Raw genomic sequence first — 23,353 nt, 5'->3', positions numbered from 1 at the left:
AAACTCAGCGACTTTTTAATTGGTTGCGGGGGCCAGATTTGAACTGACGACCTTCGGGTTATGAGCCCGACGAGCTACCAGGCTGCTCCACCCCGCGTCCGTGGAAGCGCACTATACTCTGCCCGGCTTTTGATGCAACCTTTTTTTTAATAAATGCCCGATTTGTCACATGTAGCTGATAATAATTTACTTTAAGTACAGATAGTGAACACATCTGGTCTGTGTGGGGTCCAACACGTTTAATTCTTGCCTGGTGTTTGCTATCTTCCCGTGGCTGCATCTAGAAGTATCCCGGGCCAGGCGCGAAATATAATCAGGGCGAGGAAGTAATGATAGGACGTTGGACGAAGTACATTGTAACTGGAGTAATGGTTGCCATTCTGGCGGGCTGTTCCTCAAAACCGACAGATAAAGGCCAGCAATATAAGGACGGGAAGTTTTCTCAGCCTTTTTCACTCGTCAACCGCCCCGATGCGGTGGGTGCACCGATTAACGGTGGCGACTTTGCTGAACAAGTTAACCAGATTCGTTCTGCATCTCCGCGCCTCTATAATAGCAAGAGCGATGTTTATGGTGCCGTTCAGCAGTGGCTACGTGACGGTGGCGACACCAGCAAGCTGAGCCAGTACGGTATTGATGCCTGGCAGATGGAAGGTGCAGACAACTACGGTAACGTGCAATTCACCGGCTACTACACTCCTGTGGTACAGGCGCGTTACACCCGTCAGGGCGAGTTCCAGTATCCTATCTACCGTATGCCGCCAAAGCGTGGGCGCTTACCGTCTCGTGCTGAGATCTACAGTGGTGCGCTAAGCGACAGCTATATCATTGCTTACAGCAACTCCTTAATGGACAACTTCATTATGGATGTGCAGGGCAGCGGCTATATTGATTTCGGTGACGGCCAGCCATTAACCTTCTTTGGTTACTCGGGTAAGAACGGCCACGCCTACCGCAGTATCGGCAAGGTGCTCATCGACCGTGGTGAAGTCAAGAAAGAAGATATGTCGATGCAGGCGATTCGCCACTGGGGAGAAACCCACAGCCCGGCGCAAGTGCAGGAGCTGCTTGAGCAGAACCCCTCTTTCGTCTTCTTTAAACCAGCAAGCTTCGCACCAGTGAAAGGGGCGAGTGCTGTGCCGTTGATTGGCCGTGCCTCTGTTGCATCTGACCGTTCTATTATTCCTGCGGGCACCACTATTCTGGCAGAAGTCCCGTTACTGGATAACAACGGCAAATTTAGCGGGCAATATGAATTGCGCGTTATGGTTGCGCTGGATGTTGGCGGTGCGATTAAAGGGCAGCACTTTGATATCTACCAGGGGATTGGGGCAGATGCCGGTCACCGTGCGGGTTGGTACAACCATTATGGCCGCGTTTGGGTGCTGAAAAATGCGCCGGGCACCACCAACAGTGTATTCACGGGTTAATCTTCCCGCAGACGGGCTGTATAATCAGCCCGTCATCTATATCTGCAATAACACCTGCAAAGATTTTCCGAGGATAACGTAATGTCTGTAGTTTTGACCGACGCCTGGCTGCAACGCTTTGGTGGTACTGCTCGTTTGTACGGCCGCGATGCTCTGCAACTGTTCGCTGATGCGCATGTTTGCGTGATTGGCATTGGTGGCGTGGGGTCCTGGGCGGCAGAAGCGCTGGCTCGTACCGGTATCGGTGCAATTACGCTTATCGACATGGACGATGTTTGTGTGACGAACACTAACCGTCAGATCCACGCTTTGCGGGCTACGGTAGGGCAGTCCAAGGCAGAAGTGATGGCGGCGCGTATCCGTGAAATTAACCCGGAGTGCCGTGTCACGGTAGTGGATGATTTTATTACCGCTGAAAACACCGCGCAGCTGCTCAACCAGGGTTTCAGCTACGTGATTGATGCTATTGATAGCGTGCGACCGAAAGCGGCTCTTATCGCGTATTGCCGTCGTTATAAGGTTCCGTTAGTGACCACGGGCGGAGCGGGCGGCCAAATTGATCCGACACAGATCCAGGTGACCGATCTGGCGAAAACGATTCAGGATCCATTAGCGGCAAAACTGCGTGAAAGATTAAAAAGCGATTTTGGCGTGGTGAAGAACAGTAAAGGAAAGCTCGGAATTGATTGCGTGTTTTCCACCGAAGCGTTGGTTTATCCGCAGGCTGATGGCTCGGTATGTGGGATGAAAAGTACCGCCGAAGGACCGAAACGCATGGATTGTGCATCCGGTTTTGGTGCGGCAACCATGGTCACCGCCAGCTTTGGTTTCGTGGCGGTGTCCCATGTATTAAAGAAAATGATGGCAAAAGCGGCGCGTAATCAGGCCTGAGCCGCAACGCGCACGGCTTGCGCTAATGACGCAAGCCCGCTGCTGCGTGAAGCACTTAACTGGTTGCGCAGGCCAAGATCATCAAACAGAGCAAGCGGATCTTCATTCCGCAATTGTGCCGCCGTTTTCCCTTCAATAGCGGTGAGTAATACCGCCAGCAAACCCCGAACGATTCGCCCTTCGCTATCACCATAGAAATGCAGCGTGCTATTTGCCTGGAGGCTATACCCCAACCAGACGCGATTTTCACAGCCTGCAATTTCGATTTCATCACTTTTTAAGTCTTCGGGCAGTGCCGGAAGCTGTTTCCCTAACAGGATGAGCTGGCGGTATTTGTCTTCCCATTGCTGCAACGGTGCAAATGTGGCTCGCAGGCTGTCGGCGGTAATTGAGGTACCAAAAGGGTGACTGGCCAGGAATTCATTTGTCATTTAATCCACCAAAATTTCCAGCGCATTGTCGATGGCTTTAACCAACGCATCTACATCGCTTTGTGTATTGTACGGCGCAAAAGAGGCGCGCAGTGTACCGCTCACACCTAATGCTGCGAGCAACGGCTGAGCACAATGTTGCCCGGCGCGCAGTGAAATACCGGCTTCTGCCATCAGAGTGACCATATCATTGTGGTGAACGCCTTCGAAATCGAACGCCAGCAGGCTTGAGTCCTGGCAGCGGAAACTGCGAAAACCAGGGCGCTTAGCCAGCTGCGCTTCCGCTAATGTTGCAAGCCCCCGGCTATAAGTTTCTGCTTCTGTTAAATCAACCGTTTCAAGCCACTCAAGAGCTGCACTCAGGCCAATCACACCCGCAACGTTTGGCGTACCGGCTTCAAAGCGATACGGCACCGGCTGCGTTTTAAACCCCTCAAACGAGACGTGTGTGATCATCTTGCCGCCGCCAAGCCATGGCGACATTTCTTCTAACAGCTCGCTTTTACCGTATAGCGCACCGATACCGGTTGGGCCATAAAGTTTGTGGGCGGAGAAGGCATAAAAATCGATATCCAGCGCTTGTACATCAGGCGGGCAGTGCACCACGCCTTGTGCGCCATCGACCATGACTACGGCACCCGCGGCATGAGCCAGCGTGATGGCCTTAACCAGGTCCGGGCAACCGCCAGTGACGTTAGACATCTGCCCTAATGCCAGAATTTTGGTTCGCTCATTGAGCAACGCTGGCAGTTTGGTTAGGTCGGCGAGGTAATCTTTGCCAAGCGGCAACTTAATGACCTTCGCACCCGTTTGCTCGGCAACCATCAGCCACGGCACAAAATTCGCGTGATGCTCTGCTTCGCTAACGATGATTTCATCGCCTGGTTGCAGGCGAGGGCGTGCATAACACTGAGCCACGAGGTTTATCGCTTCGGTCGTGCCACGCGTCCAGACAATATCTTTGCCTGAAGGTGCGTTGAGGAGAGTCGCGACGCTATCACGGGCGGCTTCATACCGTTCTGTAAGGCGCTGTGCCGCCGCAAATTGGCTGCGGTGAACGTTACCCGCGCTCAGGCTATAAAATTGCTGGCTGGCTTCAATAACGGCAAGAGGCTTGAGTGTCGTGGCGGCGCTATCGAGATAAACACCGGCATCTGCCAGTGCCGGAAACTGGCTGCGAAACTGGGCAGGATTAAAAGTTTTCATGATTTTCCTCGTATCCAATCCGTCGATCGTGGCGCATTTGCTTTAATCGCACAAGGGATCAATGACCTTCGGAATAGTCTGCATAAACTGGCAAGCTCGGGAAAGAGCGTTATGCTAATTAATGTTAGGTGAATGTTTCACCCACTTTATTTTTTAGAGTTAATCAGCATTAAACGCTACTAAGGAGAAGAATATGAACAAGGCAGCCGCAGCAGTATTCGTAGGTGTTATGGCTTTTGGTCTTTCAGGATGTTCTAGCCCGAATTACGTAATGCACACCAACGATGGCCGTACCATTGTGTCCGATGGCAAACCGAAAACTGATGATGAAACCGGGATGATTTCTTATAAAGATGCCAACGGTAACAAACAGCAGATTAACCGTACGGATGTAAAAGAGATGGTTGAGCTGGATCAGTAATCTTTTTGCTCGAATTGCAGTTGTTCAAACTACAGGCAAAAAAAAGCACCGCAATTTGCGGTGCTACATTAATCACTATGGACAGACAGGGTAAATGTACAGGAAGTGAAAAAGGGGTAGCTTAGCTACCGGGGTCTGGAATGCCAGACCAATTGCAAACACAACAACACAACATCACAACCGTAAGCCAAAAGCCCTCCGAAACACGCATTTCAGATAACTTTTCGTTCCGGCTCAGGAAGTGACGCCACTATAGGTATTTGCTGGTGCATCCTCAACGGACAATTTATAATGGCTCAGATAAAAAAAACTAATAGGTTAACTTTGTTCGCCTGTTTGTTAATAGACTTTAACATTTAAGCCAATCAACTATGTCCAAGCGTTTGCCACCACTAAATGCATTACGTGTCTTCGATGCCGCTGCTCGTCACCTGAGTTTTACTAAAGCGGCCGACGAATTGTTCGTCACTCAGGCTGCTGTCAGCCACCAGATTAAGTCCCTGGAAGATTTTCTGGGTCTTAAGTTGTTCCGCCGTCGTAACCGCTCACTATTGCTGACGGAAGAGGGGCAAAGTTACTATCTGGACATCAAAGAGATATTTTCGCATTTGACCGAAGCGACGCGTAAACTTCAGGCACGCAGTGCTAAAGGTGCGCTGACGGTCAGTTTGTTGCCAAGTTTTGCCATTCATTGGCTGGTTCCACGCCTCACTAGCTTTAATACAGCTTATCCGGGAATTGATGTTCGAATTCAGGCCGTCGACCGCCAGGAAGATAAACTTTCTGACGATGTCGACGTCGCGATTTTTTATGGTCGTGGCAACTGGCCAGGTTTGCGTGTAGAAAAACTGTACGCAGAATATTTACTGCCAGTGTGCTCGCCGATGCTGTTGACGGGCGATAAGCCAATCAAAACACCTGAAGATCTTGCTCATCATACTTTGCTGCACGATGCATCCCGCCGTGACTGGCAAACTTACACGCGCCAGTTGGGCGTGAGCCATATCAATGTGCAGCAAGGCCCTATTTTCAGCCACAGCGCAATGGTGCTGCAGGCCGCCATTCATGGGCAAGGTATTGCTCTGGCGAACAATGTGATGGCGCAATCAGAGCTTGAAGCTGGCCGCTTAGTTTGCCCATTCAACGATGTTCTGGTGAGTAAAAACGCGTTTTATCTTGTTTGTCATGACAGCCAGGCAGAACTGGGTAAAATAGCGGCCTTCAGGCAGTGGATTCTGGCGAAAACCGCGAGCGAACAAGAAAAATTCCGTTTTCGCTATGATCAATAAGCAAACCATCGCGTAGCCATGTTGCTACGCCTTACTTTAGGGTGCACCATGACCAGCCGTTTCATGCTGATTTTTGCCGCAGTTAGCGGTTTTATCTTTGTTGCCCTCGGTGCTTTTGGGGCGCATGTCTTGAGTAAAACGCTTGGTGTTGTGGAGATGGGCTGGATTCAAACCGGCCTTGAGTATCAAGCGTTTCATACGTTAGCAATTTTTGGTCTGGCGGTTGCTATGCAGCGCCGGATCAGCATTTGGTTTTACTGGAGCAGCGTATTTATGGCGCTCGGTACGGTTCTATTTAGCGGCAGTCTTTATTGCCTGGCGCTGTCTCATTTACGCCTGTGGGCGTTTGTTACACCGGTTGGCGGGTTCAGTTTTCTCGCTGGTTGGATCTTGATGTTGATTGGTGCAATGCGCCTGAAACGTAGGGGCGTGAGCCATGAATAAAGTTATTTTGTATTGCCGACAAGGTTTTGAGAAAGAGTGCGCGGCGGAGATTACCGATAAAGCCGGGCAGCGTGGCGTTTTTGGTTTCGCGCGCGTTAAAGAAAACAGCGGTTATGTTATTTACGAATGCTATCAGCAAGATGACGCTGACAAGCTGGCGCGTGAGCTGCCATTCAAAGATCTGATTTTTGCCCGTCAGATGATTGTTGCCGGTGAACTGCTGAAAGATCTTCCGACCGACGATCGCATTACGCCTATCACCGGGATGCTGACTGGTGTCGTTGAGAAAGGCGGCGATCTGCGTGTTGAAGTTGCCGACACCAACGAAAGCAAAGAGTTGATGAAGTTCTGTCGTAAGCTGACGGTTCCACTGCGTGCCAGCTTGCGTGACGCGGGGATCCTGACCAATTACGAAACGCCGAAACGCCCGGTTGTGCATGTATTCTTCATCGCGCCAGGCTGTTGTTATACCGGCTATTCCTATAGCAATAACAACTCGCCTTTCTATATGGGCATTCAACGTCTGAAGTTACCTTCTGAAGCGCCAAGCCGTTCAACGCTGAAACTCGAAGAAGCATTCCATACTTTTATTCCGGCTGATGAGTGGGATGAGCGCCTGGCAAACGGGATGCATGCCGTAGACCTTGGGGCCTGTCCTGGTGGTTGGACTTACCAGTTAACGCAACGCAACATGTGGGTTTGTTCTGTTGATAATGGCCCGATGGCGCAAAGCCTGATGGACACAGGGCAGGTGACCTGGTTGCAGGAAGATGGTTTCAAATATAAGCCAAGCCGCAACAACATCTCCTGGATGGTTTGCGACATGGTTGAGAAACCGGCGAAAGTGGCGAGTCTGATGGCAACGTGGTTAATCAATGGCTGGTGCCGTGAAACCATTTTCAACCTCAAGCTGCCAATGAAGAAGCGCTATGAAGAAGTGTCGCAAAACCTGGCATTGATTCATGAAAAACTGGCGGAACATGGTATCAGTGCTGAGATCCAGGCGCGCCAGTTGTACCACGATCGTGAAGAAGTCACCGTACACGTGCGCCGTATGTGGGCAGCTGTCGGTGGTCGTCGCGACGAGCGTTAATTTAATCACCCTCTCCCTCAGGGAGAGGGTGAAAACCCAAGAGCGAAACGGTGGACAGTTCCCTCTCCTGGGGGAGAGGGCTAGGGTGAGGGCGTCCCACCTGGCAATCGTAACTGCTGCAAATTCCCATCCAGCTGTAAATCCGTCTGTAGCTTTGCGACCTGGCGGCTAATAAACGCAATTTCCCGATGCTCTTCTAACTTCTTGCGCCATTTCTCTGGCACTTCATCCAGCCGTTCGTACAGCGCCTCCAGCGTGGAAAATTGATTGATCAATTGCGTGGCACTTTTTGGCCCGATACCCGGAACGCCAGAAATTTTGCTGCTGCTTATCCCTGCAAGCCCCCAAAAATCGGCCAGTTGTTCAGGCTGCACGCCATATTCCTGTGCGATAAAAGGCGCATCAAGCCAGCGCTTTTGAAAATAATCGCGGATTTGAATGGTGGGCGCTAACAGTTGGCAAAAGCCTTTATCGGTCGAAACAATGGTGGCGCGATGCCCACCGACTGCTACTTTTACTGCAAGTGTGGCAGCAAGATCATCCGCCTCATTTCCATGAGAATGCCAGCAAGCCACGCCTCTTTTAGCGAACGCTTCCCGCAACAGTGGCATTTCTTGATGTAAGGTATCTGGCATTGGCGCACGACCGGCTTTATAGTCTGGCAACACCTGGTGTCGCCAGCCTTCGCGGCGGTCTTCGTCGTCAAACACCGCGACAGCGTGCGTGGGCTGACTATGAGTAATCAGCGCATCAAGCGCGTGCAGGCAGGTATCAACACAGGGGGAGCCTTGAACCGCATGAATACGGCGTATTAAGTTCAGGGCATCAACGATAAGTAAATGAATCATCATGAGTATTTCGCTTTCGACATTCGCTTTGCACACACTATCATTTCTGTGGGGTGACCGCGAACCCAGGAAGGGAATTCAGGAAGACGACTCGCAATAAATACATTGCTAATAAATTAGGTTGCTATGTATATTTTCAACGAATAAAAAAATCAGAGACAACAACATGAGTAATAGTTCACACCTCGCGCACCGTATCCAGGCTCTACAACCGTCGGCAATCAGAGAATTATTGAAGCACAGCAAAATGCCTGGCGTGATTTCGCTCGCCGGAGGCATTCCTTCCAGCGAATTGTTTGATACCGAAGGGCTAGGTATTGCGACGCAAAAAGTTGTCGCTGAAAATTTTAATGATGCATTCCAGTATGGCCTGACTGAAGGCAATGTTGAATTGCGCCAGCAGCTGGTCGGTTTGTGCCAGCAACGTGGAATTACCACCAACCCTGAGCAACTGCTGATCACTTCTGGCTCACAGCAGGCGTTGGATTTATTGATGCGCGCGTTGGTGAACCCAGGCGACGTGTTTGTTGTTGAGCGCCCGACCTATCTGGCTACGCTGCAAATTCTCAGCCTCAACGAAGCCGATGTGAAATCAGTGGGCAGCGATGAACACGGTATGATCGTCGATGAATTAGCAGAATTATTGAAAACGACGCGCATTAAAGGCGTCTACCTGGTACCAACTTTTGGTAACCCAAGCGGCACAACGTTAAGTGCCAGCCGCCGTGAGCAACTGGTCAAACTGGCCGAAGAACATCACTTCGTCATCGTTGAAGATGACCCGTACGGCGCAATCAGCTTCACCGATGCACGCGAAAAAACGTTGCTGCAAGTGGCTACCGAACGTGGCAGCGCGGAAAACGTGGTTTATACCTCAACGTTTTCTAAAATTCTGGCGCCAGGCCTGCGTGTCGGCTGGATTGTGTTGCCGGAGTGGATGAAGCAAAAAGTGGCCATCATCAAGCAAGCCACGGATTTACATGCAAACTCCTTTACGCAATCTCTGGTGTCGGCGTATCTCACACTTGACCGCCTGGACCCGCAAATCGAATTGATCCGTGAGGCCTATAAGCAAAAGTGCCTGAAATTGTCTTCGCTGTTGCAGCAGGAATTAGGCGAACACATTACCTTTAACCAGCCGCAGGGCGGGATGTTCTTGTGGGCGAAGTTCCGCTACGAATTTGATACTACCCGCTGGTTGCAGCAGACGCTGGAAAAAGGTGTGGTGTATGTGCCGGGCGAGTTCTTCTTTAGCGATAATGCAGATAAGAGAACATTGCGCTTCTCCTACGCAACCGCCACTGAAGAGCAGCTTTATGATGCGGTGCAACGCTTAAAAGCGGCGCTGTAGTAAGACGAAAAATGGAGCCGCAAGGCTCCATTTTTGTATTAAGTGTTTTAACTATTAATGTGAAAGTTCTACCACATCATCAGTTTCATTCTTTTTAGCCACTTTCCCGCCCATTCGTCTTGAATACAGTGCGGTAATGATTGGTACCAGAATCGCGGTTACAATCACGCTTGCTGCAACCAGTGCTGTTGCAGATGCTGCGACTGGTTCGAATGCCGGGTTAATTTGCGCGATAATCACCGGGTTTGCTACCGCAGCACCTGCTGCAGATGACGCGGCAATCCCCGCCGTACCATTACCGCCGCCGATGTATTTATCAGCCAGAATCAACGGAATACCCGTGATGATGATGACGGCTACACCCAGCAGAATACCCAGCAGGCCAGTATGCATAATCACGGTCAGGTTGATGGTATTACCCAGCGCAAAGCCGAAGAACGGAATCAGAACGGGTGTTGCTTTGCTAAAGAATGTGCGGAAATCGTGGTCCAGGTTGCCCAATGCAAAACCAATCAGGAATGGAAGTACGGCACCAATAAAGTGGTGTGCTTCAAAGGATGCCAGACCCGCAGAACCCAGAATCACCATGGTCATCAGTGGGCCAGATTCCAGTGACATCAGAACGAATGCACCTGATTCTTCTTTAGTTCCGTATTGGTTCATCAGGCTCGCATACAGGCCGCCGTTGGTCATGTCCATCGCAGAAACGAGGGCAAGAACAGAAAGGCCCGCGAACATGCCCGTCTGAATACCGCCTTCAGGAATAAAGGAAGCGGCAATCATTGCCACAACCCAGGCGACGGCAATTTTAGTCAGTACCAGGGTGCCAGACTTGCGAAGAACCGTCCCCGTTGCACGAAGATCAATAGAAGCACCAATACAGAAGAACCAAACAGCCAGAATGGGAACGGTGCCGCTTATCATCCCTTTAGTAAATGAACCAAAATAGGCGCCAGTGTCGGGAGCGAAAGTATTTAAAATAGCTCCAAGAATCAATGGAACCAGCATCATCCCACCAGGAATGCGTTCAATAGTAGCTTTGATCTTCATGGTAATTCCTTATGATTTTTTCATCAATTACAGCGTGTTAATGAAAAAATGCCTTAACAGTTAGCGGTGAAAACCGTTTGTTTTCCCTGATTAATGAGTATGTTGGGTAAGAGATGCTCTTTGCTCTTAATGGCAGTTTCATTAACCTCATTGAGCTAATCACCACGGCTAATGTGCCCCGGTAACGCTTCGTGAGATAAACTATCTACCGATTGGAATTGCACTTCAATCAAATTGAAACGATATTTCAATTTGGATCACATTATTTATTTATTCTGGTGATAAACTGTTTGTGTGGTGCAGTTAAACGTAGCATTTTTGTGAATAACTATATTTTAATTGCTAAATTATTATTAATAGTAACGGGCGTGATTTTGTTTCCGCCTCTTATTCCCTGTAAGGAAAAGTAATGGATATTCGTCAAAGCATTCATAGTGATCACGCAAAAACGCTGGATACTGCCGGTTTGCGTAAAGAGTTTCTGATCGAGACGATTTTTACAGCCGATGAGTACACCATGACCTACAGTCACATCGACCGCATCATTGTGGGTGGCGTTATGCCTGTCAGTCGTACTGTGAGTGTGGGTGGTGAAGTCGGTAAGCAGCTGGGCGTGAGCTATTTCCTCGAGCGTCGTGAGCTGGGTGTGATTAACATCGGCGGCCAGGGCACCATTACGGTTGACGGCACCTGCTACGAAATCGGTACTCGCGACGGTTTATATGTCGGTAAAGGCGCGAAAGAAGTGGTGTTCGCAAGCATTGATCCGGCAAACCCGGCACGCTTCTATTATAACTGTGCTCCGGCACATACCACTTACCCAACCAAGCGTGTAACGCCTGCGGATGTTTCTCCGGTGACGCTGGGCGATAGCGTTACCAGTAACCGTCGTACCATCAACAAGTACTTTGTTCCAGATGTGCTGGAAACCTGCCAGCTGAGTATGGGCCTGACTGAACTGGAACCAGGCAACTTGTGGAACACCATGCCTTGCCACACTCACGAACGCCGCATGGAAGTTTATTTCTACTTCGGTCTGGAGCAGGATAGCTGCGTATTCCACATGATGGGGCAGCCACAAGAAACCCGTCACATTGTGATGCAGAACGAGCAAGCCGTGATTTCGCCGAGTTGGTCAATTCACTCAGGTGTGGGTACGCGTGCGTATACCTTTATCTGGGGTATGGTTGGCGAGAATCAGGTGTTTGATGATATGGACCATGTGAAAGTGGGCGACTTGCGCTAAACCCTCGTCATACTTCGCGTTGCAGATGCGTTGGTTTCACTCGGTCACCCAAATCACTGACTAGAGTAAGCTCATTGGGATTCCCTTACTCACCGCCTTTCTGCAACGCGAATTATTTAGAGTGTCGCCTGGATATAAAACCGCCATTAAAAAAGGCTCTCAGATGAGAGCCTTTTTGGTATTAATCGCAGGATACTTTCATCGCCAGGCCACCGCGCGATGTTTCGCGGTATTTGGCGTTCATGTCTTTGCCTGTTTCATACATGGTGTCGATAACTTTATCAAGGCACACGCGTGGCTCGCTGGTACGACGCAATGCCATACGTGCTGCATTCACCGCTTTCACTGCCGCAATCGCGTTACGCTCAATGCACGGCACCTGGACTTGCCCGGCAACCGGGTCACAGGTCAGGCCAAGATTGTGTTCCATGCCAATTTCTGCAGCAATGCATACCTGGCTTGGGCTACCGCCCAACAGCTCAGCAAGACCTGCCGCCGCCATTGAACAGGCAACACCAACCTCGCCCTGGCAACCGACTTCTGCACCTGAAATTGATGCGTTCATCTTATACAGAGAGCCAATCGCACCGGCAGCAAGGAAGTAACGCGCACACGAGTTCGTATTCACTTCGCGAATGAATTTGTCGTAATAGGCCAGAACTGCAGGAACGATGCCACATGCACCGTTAGTCGGTGCCGTCACAACACGCCCGCCTGCCGCATTTTCTTCATTCACAGCCAGCGCAAACATGTTAATCCAGTCCACAACAGCCATTGGGTCAGAATTATTCTTATCACTGCTGACCAACATTCTGCGCAATGCCGCCGCACGGCGTGGAACACGCATTTTTCCCGGCAGAACGCCTTCGGTGGTGATACCACGTTCAATGCCGCTGCGCATCACATCCCAGATGTTTGCAAAGTGGGTGTCGATTTCAGACTGAGGGCGCAGCGCGCGTTCGTTGAGCATCATCAGGCCAGACAGGGAAAGTCCGCTCTCTTTGCAATGACGCTGCAAATCCGCCGCACTTTTATAGGGATACGGAACGGTAACTTTTTGGCTATCTTCGAGGCCAAAATGTGCTTCATCAACGATAAAACCACCGCCGATGGAGTAATAAGTCTGGCTGTAGATAACGCTTTCACCCGCCAGTGCAGTAATACGCATGCCGTTTTCGTGCAGTGAAAGATTATCTTCGTGGAAGTTCATGCAGCTATCGACCGGGAATTCCACTTCATGCTGGCCGTTTGCCAGCAGCAGGCGACCGTGAGTATTCACGTCCTGAATAAAATGTGGGATGGCGTCGATATCGACGGTGTCCGGCATGTTACCTGCCAGACCCATAATAATGGCGATATCGGTATGGTGACCTTTACCGGTAAGGGAGAGTGAACCGTATACATCAACCACCACACGCGTGACGTTCGGCAAAATCCCTTGCGCGATTAAATCGTCTGCGAATTGAAAACCTGCTTTCATTGGGCCGACGGTATGGGAGCTGGATGGGCCGATACCGATTTTGAAAATATCGAATACGCTAATCATGTTGCGTCCGTTGCCTGAGTAACTTTAGAAAGAAAGCGCCGCCCGAAGGCGGCGAATGTGCGATTAGCTAAAAAGCGAGTAGAAGATAGCAGAGATGGCAATCAGACCCATGATGACAACGAAGATATTGCTCACTCGACCGCTGTATTTTTTCATTGCCGGTACTTTTTGGATGGCGTACATCGGCATCAGGAACAGAATCATGGCAATGATTGGCCCACCCAGGGTTTCAATCATACCCAGAATGCTTGGGTTCATGGTGGCCACAATCCATGTCGTCACCAGCATGAAGATAGCGGTAATGCGGTTCAGCTTATTAACTTCAATGCTTTTACCTTTGCCACGCAGGGATTTAATAATCATCCCGTTGAAGCCTTCACGCGCACCCAGATAGTGGCCGAGGAAGGATTTGGTAATCGCAACGATGGCGATAATCGGTGCCATCCAGGCAATCACTGGCGCATTAAAGTGGTTAGCCAGGTAAGTCAGAATAGAGATGTTCTGCGCTTTCGCTTCTGCCAGATTTTCTGGCGTCAGGCTCAGTACGCAGCTGAACACGAAGAACATCACGGTCAATACCATCATGATGTGTGCGTAGGACAGAATGCGGGAACATTTCTTCTCAGCACCTTCGCCGTATTCATTACGTTTTGCGACAGCAAAGGCAGAGATGATTGGCGAGTGGTTAAAGGAGAACACCATCACCGGGATTGCCAGCCACAATGTCATCCACAGGCCGCTGCCAGTTGCTGGCGTGCTGCTGAAAGACAACGTATCAAAAGCCGCGCTGCTCCAGTTAGGAATCAGGTACAACGCTAGAACCATCAGTGCTGCAACAAACGGGAACACCAGAATACTCATCGCTTTAACGATCATCTGCTCGCCGAAACGCACGATGGTCATCAGACCGACAATCAAAATCAGAGACAGAATTGCACGTGGCGGAGAAACCATACCCAACTGGTGAGTAATGAAGTTATCTACGGTGTTGGTGATAGCAACGCTATAAACCAACAGAATTGGGTAAATAGCAAAGAAGTAGAGCAGGGTGATGAGTTTACCCGCGCCAACACCAAAGTGCTCTTCCACAACTTCAGTAATGTCTTCACCAGGATTTTTACCTGACAGCACGAATCGCGTTAAACCACGGTGTGCAAAGAAGGTCATCGGGAAGGCAAGGATAGCCATGATGAACAGTGGGATCAAGCCGCCAACACCGGCGTTAATTGGCAAGAACAATACGCCTGCGCCGATTGCGGTGCCATATAAGCCCAGCATCCACATGGTATCGGACTTGCGCCACGAACTTTTACTCTCGACCGAGGCAATACTGCCGGTTTGGGTGGTTTCCATCTAGTACTTCTCCAAAGGAACATATGATTCGAAATCTGGGTCAATCGCAATGACTTGCCATTGAGTTCTGAAACTAAATGCTGTTTGCGGGCGATTTTATAGTAATTTTGGCCAGTGATAATCAGCGGGCGGAAAGATACATTCATGGCGTCAATTCATCAGTGATCGAGATCTCAATTGTAAGAATCCACTGTTTGTACGGATATTTGTGGTTTTTCAGTCTGTGACAGGTGTTTTGAGTGATATTTACACCCTGTAATTTCTGGTTTTCTGGTTTATAAAACGGTGTTTTGTTTTATTGCTTCAGTGTAATTGACTGTATAAGCAGAGTTTTTAGAGCACGGATGTGTGGAATCATCAGTTTTCATGAAGATAAAAATTCTGATACCGGTAACATAATTGCGGCAAGATTAGGCTGGGAAATTCAGAAAATAACTGGAAAAAAAAGAAGGGCGGAGTGATTCCGCCCTGGGGATCAGGAGCAAATTTCGTAGCAAGGAATGTAGGCACTGCCTGGTAATTTCATGCGGTGCTGGGCAACGAAGCCCTGAAGCAAGTCATCCATGCGTTTCATCATGAGTGGGTCACCGTGGATTTTATACGGCCCAAACTGTTCAATTGCGCGGATACCGCCCTCTTTAACGTTACCCGCAACAATGCCTGAGAACGCGCGACGTAAAGACGCTGCCAGTTGCTCTGCCGGTTGGTCTGGATACAGATTGAGGTTTGCCATATTTTCATGGGTTGGCTCAAACGGCATTTGTAGGTCAGGGGCGATACGAATCGACCAGTTGAAGCTATAAGCATCACCCGTTTCACGGCGATTCTCTTTCACTTTTGGCATCGCTTTTTTCATCTGGCGTGCTACTTCAGCCGGATCATCGATAATAATCTGGTAATGACGACGAGCCTGCTCGCCCACCGTATTGACGATAAATTCGTCCAGCACGCGGAAGTAGTCCGCACTCTCTTTCGGCCCGGTCAGAATCAATGGCAAGACTTGATCGTGGTTATGCGGGTTCATCAAAATCCCGAGCAGATAAAGCAGCTCTTCAGCCGTTCCCACGCCGCCCGGGAAGATGATGATACCGTGCGCGATACGAACAAACGCTTCAAGACGTTTTTCAATATCAGGCATGATAATCAGCTCATTCACCAGCGGGTTTGGTGGCTCAGCGGCAATAATCGACGGCTCTGTCATACCAATAAAGCGGCTTTCTTTATAACGCTGTTGGGCATGACCTACCGCCGCACCCTTCATGGGTGCTTCCATCGCACCTGGGCCGCAGCCGGTACAAATATTGAGTTCACGCAGGCCCAATTGAGTGCCGACGCGACGAGCGTAGAGATATTCGTTTTCGTTAATTGAGTGCCCGCCCCAGCAAACCACCAGGTTTGGCGCTTCGCCAACGTGTAGCGCGCGGGCATTTCGCAGAATAGAGAACACCATATTGGTGATATTGGCGGGGTCTTCCAGGTCGAGATTCTGGAAACGACCGGCGCTTGAGAGCTGGCCGTTGACGAATAAAATATCGCGCAAAACGGCAAACAGGTTAGCTTGCAAAGCCCGGATGATACGCCCATCGACGAACGCATCTTCAGGTGGATTAATCAGCTCAAGTTTGACGCCACGTTCGCGGCGTAAAATGTTGATATCGAAGTTTTCGTAACGCGACAACAGCTCTTTACTGCTATCCGTCTGGCTTCCTGAGTTAAGTACGGCAAGTGAACAATTGCGAAACAGTTGATAAAGGTCGCTACTGGCCGTGCGTTTAAGCATATCGACTTCCAGTTGCGACAACATATCCATTGAGCCTAGCGGGCTAATATGTGTAATCAAGTTAACTCCTTACGAAGCGAAAAGTGCTGCTCCCAATGATTACAATAGCCCTGGCATCGTCAATTTAACAACCTGAAAACAATAATCCTTCCCCAGGCTGCGAGGTGTTTCGCACTTATTGACGCACCAGGCGGCCAAATGCCGGGTGGAAATCAGTATTTGTGCGCCACGGGTTGATGTCCAGCCCACCACGGCGGGTGTATCGGGCATAGACGCTCAGGCTTTCCGGGCTGCAAAAATGCTGGATGTCGTTGAAGATGCGTTCAACGCATTGTTCGTGGAATTCGTTGTGGTGGCGGAATGACACCAGGTAACGCAGCAGCTTTTCACGGTCGATACGCGGGCCGCGATAGCGAATCTGAACAGAGCCCCAATCCGGCTGATGGGTAATCAGGCAGTTGGATTTCAACAGATGGCTGACCAGCGTTTCTTCGACAATTTCTTCGCCCGCAGCACCATTCAGGTAATCGGCGTTAAATTCGTAGTTATCAATAGTGATATTTTGCTCATCAATGCACTCGCCTGTGAATGCCGCAATTTCCTGGCCTTCGAGTTCACGTAAACGGAACAACACCACGCTGACATCGCCTTGTGCGCAGGCGCTTAAATCACGCTTTAACGTTTCTTCGACGCTTTCCCAGTCTGCGAATTGTGTCTGGTTAAAGCTGTTCAAATAGAGTTTAAAACTTTTGGACTCGACCAGATTTACACTGTTCGCATCAAGCTGTACATGCCCGACGGCGACCTGTGGCAGCCCGTTGCTGTTCAGCCATGACAGCTCGTACAGCGTCCAGATATCACCGCCACTAAATGGCAGGTTATCAGCCTGCAAGCCGAGTGGGTCGCGGTTAAGGCTGCGCGGCACGGCTTGTAGTAAAGAGGGTTGATATTTATCCTGGTAAGCGGTTGGCTTGCCCAGCGTCAGGCCGCTCAGTGCCTGGTGTTTTTCATAAGACATGTGTCACCAATAGAATGCAGGTACAATTGGTCTATATTGTACCGCAGCCTTTAACGAGTGAGAAATTAGTGGATAACGACGTACGTCAGGCACTGGAAGATTTTACGAATCGCTTTTGTCACGCATGGCGTGAACAGATAGGTGGTTGGCCTGCCAGCGAAGAATTATATGGCGTGCCGTCACCGTGTATCGTGACGACAACCGGCAACGATGTGCGCTGGCAACCCCAGCCTTTTACTCCCGAAAACGATCTTAGCGCGGTCGAGCGTGCAATGGATATTGCCTTGCAGCCCGGTGCGCACCAGTTTTACACCACGCAATTTGCTGGCGACATGCCCGCATTGTGTGGCAACCAGGCGTTAACGCTGCTGCAAGCCTGGAGCGAGGACGACTTCCAGCGCGTGCAGGAAAACCTGATTGGCCATCTGGTGACCCAAAAGCGTCTGAAACTGTCACCGACATTGTTCCTTGCTACTACGCCAGATGAAATGGAAGTGGTGTCGCTGTGCAATCTGACGGGTGAAGTGGTGCTGGAGAAAATTGGTACAAAGCAGCGCAAAACACTCGCCCCATCACTGGTTTTGTTCCTTAACGAACTCGAACCACAGGTTAACTAAGCGTAGATCGCTATCGAGTTTGTGAGAGATCTCTTACATAAGCTGTAAGAGATCTCTAACTTTTCATGCAGACTTTTGTGAGTAATAAATAACAAAATCATTATTTATCATTATCTTATGATTGATAGTATCTGCTTTTGAATGAAAGCTATTGTAAGCTTCGCTTGTGAGTACCTTGCCAGAATGAACGAAATGGTAGATTCTATGTCCGTCGACAGGAAGTCGGGAAGTGAAGGAGATGTCAGGATGATGTCACTTCATTGAAGAAGCGGAAAACACCAGGATGGTGTTGCAAGGAAGGCTTCAGGACGAAGCAAGAGGATCACTCAGGAAGAGTAAGGGACACCTCCAGGACGGAGAAAGAGAGCCGAATTTGGATGTTCGGTGGGTCTGGAAGACCAAAGGATAATGCATCAGGATGATGCCGGAACACCACAGGATGATGGTAGCAGGACGCGAGTACGACGGATTGTAGGTCAGGAGACCGCAGGACATAGTTGTCACGGACGAGCAGGGAGCACCAAAAGTAGCCGGATTAGCTGCGAAACGAACCGGGAGCACTGTTTATACAGTGCTCCCTTTTTTTATGCATTTTTTCGCCCGCAGTAAGAAGTGAAGAAAGTAAGAAGTGGTATGCTTGCCGGCTTCTTTTTGACTGATGCTCGAGGTTTTCATGGAACGCCACGCGCTGGTACGCCAGCATCTACACATCATTGAACAGGTTTTGCGTGACCATCAACTTTGGCAGGGCTGTGCTCCAGACGCTGAAGCCTTTGAAAGCACGCAACCCTTTTGCCTGGATACAATGCAACCCCATGAATGGTTGCAGTGGGTTCTGATTCCCCGAATGCACGCACTTCTTGATGCTCAACAACCTTTGCCTGTTGATTTTGCCATCGCGCCTTATTATGAAATGGCGCTGGATGCGACACAAATCGAGCGTGACGTGCTGTTAAAAGCGCTGCAAGATCTTGATGCGATCTTTGCGAGTGACAAATCCTGATGCTGGAAATAATTTATCAGGATGAATGGCTGGTGGCCGTTAACAAACCGTCAGGTTGGTTGGTGCATCGCAGCTGGCTCGACAGGCATGAAACTGTCTTTGTGATGCAGACAGTACGCGATCAAATCGGTAAGCATGTCTTCACCGTTCATCGCCTCGACAGGCCAACATCTGGCGTATTGCTGATGGCGCTTTCCAGCGAAGTCGCCCATTTGTTGTCACAGCAGTTTGAAAACCATCAAATTCAAAAGCGTTACCACGCGGTCACCCGCGGCTGGCTGGAAGATGAGGCGTTGCTCGATTACCCGCTCGTTGAAGAGCTGGATAAAATCGCCGATAAAAAAGCGACGCAGAATAAAGACCCACAGCCTGCGGTAACGCACTATCGCGGTATGGCGACAGTTGAAATGCCTGTTCCGGTTGGTCGCTACCCAACGGCACGTTACAGCCTGGTTGAGCTGGAACCTAAAACAGGTCGCAAACACCAGCTGCGTCGCCATATGTCCCATTTGCGCCACCCGATTATTGGCGATTCCAAACATGGTGATTTGCGCCAGAACCGTGGTGCCGCTGAGCATTTTGGTTGTGAACGTTTAATGCTGCACGCAAGCCAGCTTTCACTCACTCACCCAATAACAGGCGAGGCACTGTGCCTTCGTGCAAGCCTTGATGACACCTGGATGCAGATGATGTCACAGTTTGGCTGGCGCGGATTGCTCAGTGATGTAGAAAGAGTTGAGTTTGTTGCAAGCAACGGCCAGGATGAATAATACCGCCGTAACGCAAGGAGTTAACTGATGGCCGAAGTGGGAATTTTTGTAGGGACAATGTATGGAAACTCGCTCCTGGTGGCAGAAGAAGCCGAAGCGATCCTAAAAAAGAATGGTCATAAAGCAACTGTATTTGAAGATCCTGAGCTTAGCGACTGGCAAAAATTTAGCGACAAGTATGTGCTGATTGTCACTTCAACAACCGGCCAGGGCGATTTGCCAGACAGTATCGTTCCATTGTTTCAGGCGATAAAAGACAAAGTCGGTTATCAGCCTGACTTGCATTATGGTTTGATTGCATTGGGCGACAGCAACTACGAGCATTTTTGTGGTGGCGGAAAGCAATTCGATACCTTGCTGCAAGAGCAGGGCGCTCAACGTGTGGGCACAGTTTTAGCGATTGATGCCAACGATCATCCTGAGCCAGAATCCGTTGCTAACCCGTGGGTTGAGCAATGGGTGACGTTGTTAAAATAACACAATTTTAATTGCAGTCTCGAATCCGGGGCAGGTGATATCACATTTACCTGCCCTCCGAATGAGATTTCCTGACCGTTTCTCACTCTGAGATATCCCTTCATTTTATCCGGCTGTTTCAAAAATCGTGAACCATCCCCCAACGCGTTGTACATACGCCATAAAGTGCTCAATAAGCGCGCGATAAAACTGTGTCTTTGCACGGTGAGGCGTTTTAACTCCCTTCATATACTTTCCATCGGTCACATAAAAACCGCAGATTCAGCACCACAAAAAATACTGCGGATGGGCCGATACCTCATTCTGATACCCTACAAGTGCAGAATGGATCATAGCCAAAAGCTATAATTCAGGAGTGCAACATGAACACAATTAGCCAGGCGGCGAGCGTTGCCGAGAAAAGAACCAACGCTCGTTATTGGATAGTCGTCATGCTCTTTATCGTCACCTCGTTTAACTATGGTGACCGCGCCACGTTATCTATTGCCGGTTCGGAAATGGCAAAAGATATCGGCCTCGACCCGATTGGCATGGGTTATGTGTTTTCCGCATTTTCCTGGGCATACGTCATAGGGCAAATCCCAGGCGGCTGGTTGCTGGATAAATTCGGCTCAAAACGGGTTTATTTCTGGTCCATCTTTATCTGGTCGATGTTCACCTTGCTGCAAGGTTTCGTCGATATCTTCAGTGGTTTTGGCATCATCATCGCGCTGTTTACTTTGCGCTTCCTGGTGGGCCTGGCCGAAGCACCTTCCTTCCCCGGCAACAGCCGAATAGTCGCTGCGTGGTTCCCGGCACAGGAACGCGGCACGGCGGTTTCCATTTTTAACTCCGCACAGTATTTCGCGACGGTTATCTTCGCGCCAATCATGGGTTGGTTGACGCATGAAGTGGGCTGGTCACACGTGTTCTTCTTTATGGGCGGATTGGGCATTATCATCAGTTTTGTCTGGCTTAAAGTGATTCATGAGCCGAACAACCATCCGGGTGTGAACAAGAAAGAGCTGGAGTACATCGAAGAGGGCGGTGCGCTGATCAACATGGATCAGAAGAAGCCAAAAGAGCATATCCCGATGGCGCAGAAGTGGGGCCAGATCAAACAGTTGATCGGATCACGCATGATGATTGGGATCTATATCGGCCAGTATTGTATTAACGCTTTAACTTACTTCTTCATTACCTGGTTCCCGGTTTACCTGGTGCAGGAAAAAGGGATGTCGATTCTGAAAGCCGGTTTTGTGGCTTCCGTTCCAGCGGTGTGTGGGTTTGTCGGCGGTGTGCTCGGTGGTGTGATTTCAGACTGGCTGATGCGTCGCACCGGTTCGTTAAATATTGCGCGTAAAACGCCAATCGTACTGGGGATGTTGCTCTCCGTCAGCATGGTGTTCTGTAACTATGTCGAATCAGAAATGATGGTTGTCGGCTTTATGGCAATGGCGTTCTTCGGCAAGGGTATTGGGGCGCTGGGCTGGGCTGTTATGGCCGATACCGCACCAAAAGAGATCAGTGGCTTGAGCGGTGGCTTGTTTAACATGTTCGGTAATGTCTCCGGTATCGTGACGCCAATTGCTATCGGCTACATTGTCGGCACAACCGGTTCATTTAACGGCGCGCTGATCTACGTTGGGATTCACGCTGTTATCGCGGTACTGAGCTACCTGGTCATTGTTGGCGATATCAAACGTGTTGAACTGAAACCCGTCACAGTAGGGCAATCATCATGAATACTCAGGCAAGCCCGATTATTACTGATATGAAAGTCATTCCGGTGGCCGGGAATGACAGCATGCTGCTGAATATCGGCGGCGCACATGGCGCCTTTTTCACCCGTAACATTGTGGTTCTTACCGATAACGCCGGGCACACCGGCGTAGGTGAAGCACCCGGTGGCGAAGTGATTTACCAGACGCTGGTTGATGCCATTCCGCAAGTCGTCGGCCAGGAAGTCGCGCGAATGAATCGCGTGGTCCAGAACGTTCATAAAGGTAATCAGTCGGCGGATTTCGATACTTTCGGCAAAGGTGCCTGGACGTTTGAATTGCGTGTCAATGCGGTGGCAGCCCTGGAAGCCGCACTGCTCGACCTACTCGGCAAAGCGCTCAATGTTCCGGTGTGCGAACTGCTCGGCCCGGGTAAACAGCGCGATGAAGTGACCGTTCTGGGTTATCTGTTCTATATCGGCGACCGCAGCAAAACCGATTTGCCGTATCTGGACGGGCAAAATGCAAAACATGCCTGGTATGATTTGCGCCACCAGCAAGCGCTGAGCAGCCAGGCGATTGTACGGCTGGCAGAGGCTGCGCAAGATCGTTATGGTTTCAAAGACTTTAAACTTAAAGGTGGTGTCCTGCCTGGCGAACAAGAACTTGATGCCGCCCATGAGCTGAAAAAACGCTTCCCGGATGCCCGTATTACGGTTGACCCGAACGGTGCGTGGTTGCTGGATGAGGCGATAGCACTGTGCAAGGGAATGGGCGATGTACTGACCTACGCTGAAGACCCGTGCGGTGCGGAGCAAGGCTATTCAGGGCGTGAAGTGATGGCTGAATTCCGCCGTGCTACAGGCTTACCTGTCGCGACCAATATGATTGCCACCAACTGGCGCGAAATGAATCACGCGATCATGCTCAACGCTGTGGACATTCCGTTAGCCGATCCACACTTCTGGACGCTCAGCGGTGCGGTTCGTGTCGCGCAGATGTGTGATGAATGGGGGCTGACGTGGGGCTGTCACTCTAACAATCATTTCGATATTTCACTGGCGATGTTTACCCATGTGGGTGCCGCGGCACCGGGTAAACCTACAGCTATCGACACCCACTGGATTTGGCAGGAAGGCGAACAGCGCCTGACCAAATCGCCGCTGCAAATCGTTAACGGCAAAATCGCAGTGCCGGATGCACCAGGCCTGGGTGTTGAGCTTGACTGGGAACAGGTACAAAAAGCCCACGAGGTGTATAAATCCCTGCCAGGTGGCTCACGCAACGACGCGACGGCAATGCAGTATCTGGTTCCGGGCTGGAGGTTTGATCGTAAACGCCCGGCATTTGGCCGCAATTCATACATATGGATGAAAAGGAATAAATAAC

Annotated in this window: 22 protein-coding genes and 1 tRNA gene; 14 read left to right on the top strand and 9 right to left on the bottom strand. The window is 50.2% G+C overall.

The features are described 5' to 3' along the window. Positions 1-20: 20 nt before the first annotated feature. Positions 21-97 (bottom strand) — tRNA-Met (locus M975_RS14725). A 232-nt stretch (positions 98-329) separates the two neighbouring features. Between M975_RS14725 and mltA the strand changes: the two genes are divergently transcribed. Continuing rightward, on the top strand, positions 330-1,430 hold the full coding sequence (gene mltA / locus M975_RS14720; protein ID WP_064560610.1) for a murein transglycosylase A: 1,101 nt from the start codon (positions 330-332) through the stop codon (positions 1,428-1,430). Between the two features lie 81 nt (positions 1,431-1,511). Further along, the gene (gene tcdA, locus M975_RS14715) at positions 1,512-2,321 is read left to right on the top strand and encodes a tRNA cyclic N6-threonylcarbamoyladenosine(37) synthase TcdA (RefSeq protein ID WP_064560608.1); all 810 of its coding nucleotides are present in this window, start codon (positions 1,512-1,514) and stop codon (positions 2,319-2,321) included. Here the strand turns inward: tcdA and csdE are convergent. Together csdE and csdA are read right to left on the bottom strand one after the other, a co-directional pair. Further along, the gene (gene csdE, locus M975_RS14710; protein WP_064560606.1) at positions 2,312-2,752 is read right to left on the bottom strand and encodes a cysteine desulfurase sulfur acceptor subunit CsdE; all 441 of its coding nucleotides are present in this window, start codon (positions 2,750-2,752) and stop codon (positions 2,312-2,314) included. The two genes, tcdA and csdE, sit on opposite strands and share 10 nt — an antisense overlap. Continuing rightward, on the bottom strand, positions 2,753-3,958 hold the full coding sequence (gene csdA / locus M975_RS14705) for a cysteine desulfurase CsdA (RefSeq protein WP_064560604.1): 1,206 nt from the start codon (positions 3,956-3,958) through the stop codon (positions 2,753-2,755). 193 nt (positions 3,959-4,151) lie between these two features. Here csdA and M975_RS14700 point away from each other — a divergent pair, with 193 nt between their 5' ends. The 4 genes from M975_RS14700 to rlmM all read left to right on the top strand — a co-directional run bounded on the left by M975_RS14700 (position 4,152) and on the right by rlmM (position 7,205). Then, a complete protein-coding gene (locus M975_RS14700; RefSeq protein WP_034457528.1) occupies positions 4,152-4,379 on the top strand; it encodes a YgdI/YgdR family lipoprotein in 228 nt (75 codons plus the stop codon). A gap of 371 nt (positions 4,380-4,750) precedes the next feature. After that, positions 4,751-5,668: a glycine cleavage system transcriptional regulator GcvA gene (gcvA, locus tag M975_RS14695; RefSeq protein WP_064560602.1), complete on the top strand. Its 918-nt coding sequence runs from the start codon at positions 4,751-4,753 to the stop codon at positions 5,666-5,668. 48 nt (positions 5,669-5,716) lie between these two features. Continuing rightward, positions 5,717-6,112: a DUF423 domain-containing protein gene (locus M975_RS14690; protein ID WP_064560599.1), complete on the top strand. Its 396-nt coding sequence runs from the start codon at positions 5,717-5,719 to the stop codon at positions 6,110-6,112. Further along, on the top strand, positions 6,105-7,205 hold the full coding sequence (gene rlmM, locus M975_RS14685; RefSeq protein ID WP_064560597.1) for a 23S rRNA (cytidine(2498)-2'-O)-methyltransferase RlmM: 1,101 nt from the start codon (positions 6,105-6,107) through the stop codon (positions 7,203-7,205). The genes M975_RS14690 and rlmM overlap by 8 nt, the downstream gene beginning before the upstream one ends. An 80-nt stretch (positions 7,206-7,285) precedes the next feature. On the opposite strand, the gene xni is transcribed toward rlmM, so the two are convergent. Beyond that, positions 7,286-8,056, bottom strand: a complete 771-nt coding sequence (gene xni, locus M975_RS14680) for a flap endonuclease Xni (protein ID WP_064560595.1) — start codon at positions 8,054-8,056, stop codon at positions 7,286-7,288. Between the two features lie 163 nt (positions 8,057-8,219). Between xni and M975_RS14675 the strand changes: the two genes are divergently transcribed. Continuing rightward, positions 8,220-9,404 (top strand): aminotransferase-like domain-containing protein, encoded by a 1,185-nt coding sequence (locus tag M975_RS14675; protein WP_064560593.1) that lies wholly within the window; start codon positions 8,220-8,222, stop codon positions 9,402-9,404. 54 nt (positions 9,405-9,458) lie between these two features. On the opposite strand, the gene kdgT is transcribed toward M975_RS14675, so the two are convergent. Then, positions 9,459-10,454 carry a 2-keto-3-deoxygluconate transporter gene (gene kdgT, locus M975_RS14670; protein ID WP_064560591.1) on the bottom strand — a complete coding sequence of 332 codons (996 nt, stop codon included), beginning with the start codon at positions 10,452-10,454 and terminating at the stop codon, positions 9,459-9,461. A 409-nt stretch (positions 10,455-10,863) separates the two neighbouring features. Here kdgT and kduI point away from each other — a divergent pair, with 409 nt between their 5' ends. Beyond that, a complete protein-coding gene (gene kduI / locus M975_RS14665; RefSeq protein WP_064560589.1) occupies positions 10,864-11,700 on the top strand; it encodes a 5-dehydro-4-deoxy-D-glucuronate isomerase in 837 nt (278 codons plus the stop codon). A 181-nt stretch (positions 11,701-11,881) separates the two neighbouring features. Here kduI and M975_RS14660 read toward each other — a convergent pair whose 3' ends face one another. The 4 genes from M975_RS14660 to queF form a co-directional block, all read right to left on the bottom strand. Then, complete coding sequence (locus tag M975_RS14660) at positions 11,882-13,246, bottom strand: L-serine ammonia-lyase (RefSeq protein ID WP_064560587.1); 1,365 nt, start codon at positions 13,244-13,246, stop codon at positions 11,882-11,884. A gap of 63 nt (positions 13,247-13,309) precedes the next feature. Continuing rightward, the gene (locus M975_RS14655) at positions 13,310-14,599 is read right to left on the bottom strand and encodes an HAAAP family serine/threonine permease (RefSeq protein WP_064560586.1); all 1,290 of its coding nucleotides are present in this window, start codon (positions 14,597-14,599) and stop codon (positions 13,310-13,312) included. Between the two features lie 475 nt (positions 14,600-15,074). After that, on the bottom strand, positions 15,075-16,439 hold the full coding sequence (gene ppnN / locus M975_RS14650) for a nucleotide 5'-monophosphate nucleosidase PpnN (protein WP_064560584.1): 1,365 nt from the start codon (positions 16,437-16,439) through the stop codon (positions 15,075-15,077). 115 nt (positions 16,440-16,554) lie between these two features. After that, entirely contained in the window at positions 16,555-17,397 is an 843-nt protein-coding gene (gene queF, locus M975_RS14645) for an NADPH-dependent 7-cyano-7-deazaguanine reductase QueF (protein ID WP_064560582.1), read from the bottom strand. A gap of 68 nt (positions 17,398-17,465) precedes the next feature. On the opposite strand from queF, the gene syd reads away from it, so the two are divergent. From syd to M975_RS14615, 6 genes are all read left to right on the top strand, one after another. Then, a complete protein-coding gene (gene syd / locus M975_RS14640; RefSeq protein ID WP_064560624.1) occupies positions 17,466-18,014 on the top strand; it encodes a SecY-interacting protein in 549 nt (182 codons plus the stop codon). A gap of 673 nt (positions 18,015-18,687) precedes the next feature. After that, entirely contained in the window at positions 18,688-19,017 is a 330-nt protein-coding gene (locus tag M975_RS14635; RefSeq protein WP_064560580.1) for a YqcC family protein, read from the top strand. Next, a complete protein-coding gene (gene truC / locus M975_RS14630; protein WP_064560579.1) occupies positions 19,017-19,787 on the top strand; it encodes a tRNA pseudouridine(65) synthase TruC in 771 nt (256 codons plus the stop codon). The genes M975_RS14635 and truC overlap by 1 nt, the downstream gene beginning before the upstream one ends. Positions 19,788-19,814: 27 nt before the next feature. Further along, a complete protein-coding gene (locus M975_RS14625; RefSeq protein ID WP_064560577.1) occupies positions 19,815-20,264 on the top strand; it encodes a flavodoxin in 450 nt (149 codons plus the stop codon). A gap of 362 nt (positions 20,265-20,626) precedes the next feature. Further along, positions 20,627-21,988, top strand: coding sequence for an MFS transporter (locus M975_RS14620; RefSeq protein ID WP_064560575.1), 1,362 nt, complete (start codon positions 20,627-20,629; stop codon positions 21,986-21,988). Then, positions 21,985-23,352, top strand: coding sequence for an enolase C-terminal domain-like protein (locus M975_RS14615; RefSeq protein WP_064560573.1), 1,368 nt, complete (start codon positions 21,985-21,987; stop codon positions 23,350-23,352). The genes M975_RS14620 and M975_RS14615 overlap by 4 nt, the downstream gene beginning before the upstream one ends. Position 23,353: the final 1 nt, after the last annotated feature.

This window comes from Buttiauxella brennerae ATCC 51605, from assembly GCF_001654925.1.
Taxonomy (GTDB): domain Bacteria; phylum Pseudomonadota; class Gammaproteobacteria; order Enterobacterales; family Enterobacteriaceae; genus Buttiauxella; species Buttiauxella brennerae.
Note: the sequence above shows the minus strand (reverse complement) of the source record. Positions and strands in the feature narration are given on the sequence as shown.

Bases quoted from the DNA above. Each gene is read 5' to 3' on its own strand.
- M975_RS14660 (WP_064560587.1), bottom strand. From the start codon at position 13,246: ATGATTAGCGTATTCGATATTTTCAAAATCGGTATCGGCCCATCCAGC.
- M975_RS14655 (WP_064560586.1), bottom strand. From the start codon at position 14,599: ATGGAAACCACCCAAACCGGCAGTATTGCCTCGGTCGAGAGTAAAAGT.
- M975_RS14625 (WP_064560577.1), top strand. From the start codon at position 19,815: ATGGCCGAAGTGGGAATTTTTGTAGGGACAATGTATGGAAACTCGCTC.
- M975_RS14620 (WP_064560575.1), top strand. From the start codon at position 20,627: ATGAACACAATTAGCCAGGCGGCGAGCGTTGCCGAGAAAAGAACCAAC.
- mltA (WP_064560610.1), top strand. From the start codon at position 330: ATGATAGGACGTTGGACGAAGTACATTGTAACTGGAGTAATGGTTGCC.
- csdE (WP_064560606.1), bottom strand. From the start codon at position 2,752: ATGACAAATGAATTCCTGGCCAGTCACCCTTTTGGTACCTCAATTACC.
- M975_RS14690 (WP_064560599.1), top strand. From the start codon at position 5,717: ATGACCAGCCGTTTCATGCTGATTTTTGCCGCAGTTAGCGGTTTTATC.
- M975_RS14700 (WP_034457528.1), top strand. From the start codon at position 4,152: ATGAACAAGGCAGCCGCAGCAGTATTCGTAGGTGTTATGGCTTTTGGT.
- kdgT (WP_064560591.1), bottom strand. From the start codon at position 10,454: ATGAAGATCAAAGCTACTATTGAACGCATTCCTGGTGGGATGATGCTG.
- M975_RS14675 (WP_064560593.1), top strand. From the start codon at position 8,220: ATGAGTAATAGTTCACACCTCGCGCACCGTATCCAGGCTCTACAACCG.
- M975_RS14635 (WP_064560580.1), top strand. From the start codon at position 18,688: ATGGAACGCCACGCGCTGGTACGCCAGCATCTACACATCATTGAACAG.
- tcdA (WP_064560608.1), top strand. From the start codon at position 1,512: ATGTCTGTAGTTTTGACCGACGCCTGGCTGCAACGCTTTGGTGGTACT.
- gcvA (WP_064560602.1), top strand. From the start codon at position 4,751: ATGTCCAAGCGTTTGCCACCACTAAATGCATTACGTGTCTTCGATGCC.
- M975_RS14615 (WP_064560573.1), top strand. From the start codon at position 21,985: ATGAATACTCAGGCAAGCCCGATTATTACTGATATGAAAGTCATTCCG.
- csdA (WP_064560604.1), bottom strand. From the start codon at position 3,958: ATGAAAACTTTTAATCCTGCCCAGTTTCGCAGCCAGTTTCCGGCACTG.
- queF (WP_064560582.1), bottom strand. From the start codon at position 17,397: ATGTCTTATGAAAAACACCAGGCACTGAGCGGCCTGACGCTGGGCAAG.
- rlmM (WP_064560597.1), top strand. From the start codon at position 6,105: ATGAATAAAGTTATTTTGTATTGCCGACAAGGTTTTGAGAAAGAGTGC.
- truC (WP_064560579.1), top strand. From the start codon at position 19,017: ATGCTGGAAATAATTTATCAGGATGAATGGCTGGTGGCCGTTAACAAA.
- kduI (WP_064560589.1), top strand. From the start codon at position 10,864: ATGGATATTCGTCAAAGCATTCATAGTGATCACGCAAAAACGCTGGAT.
- xni (WP_064560595.1), bottom strand. From the start codon at position 8,056: ATGATGATTCATTTACTTATCGTTGATGCCCTGAACTTAATACGCCGT.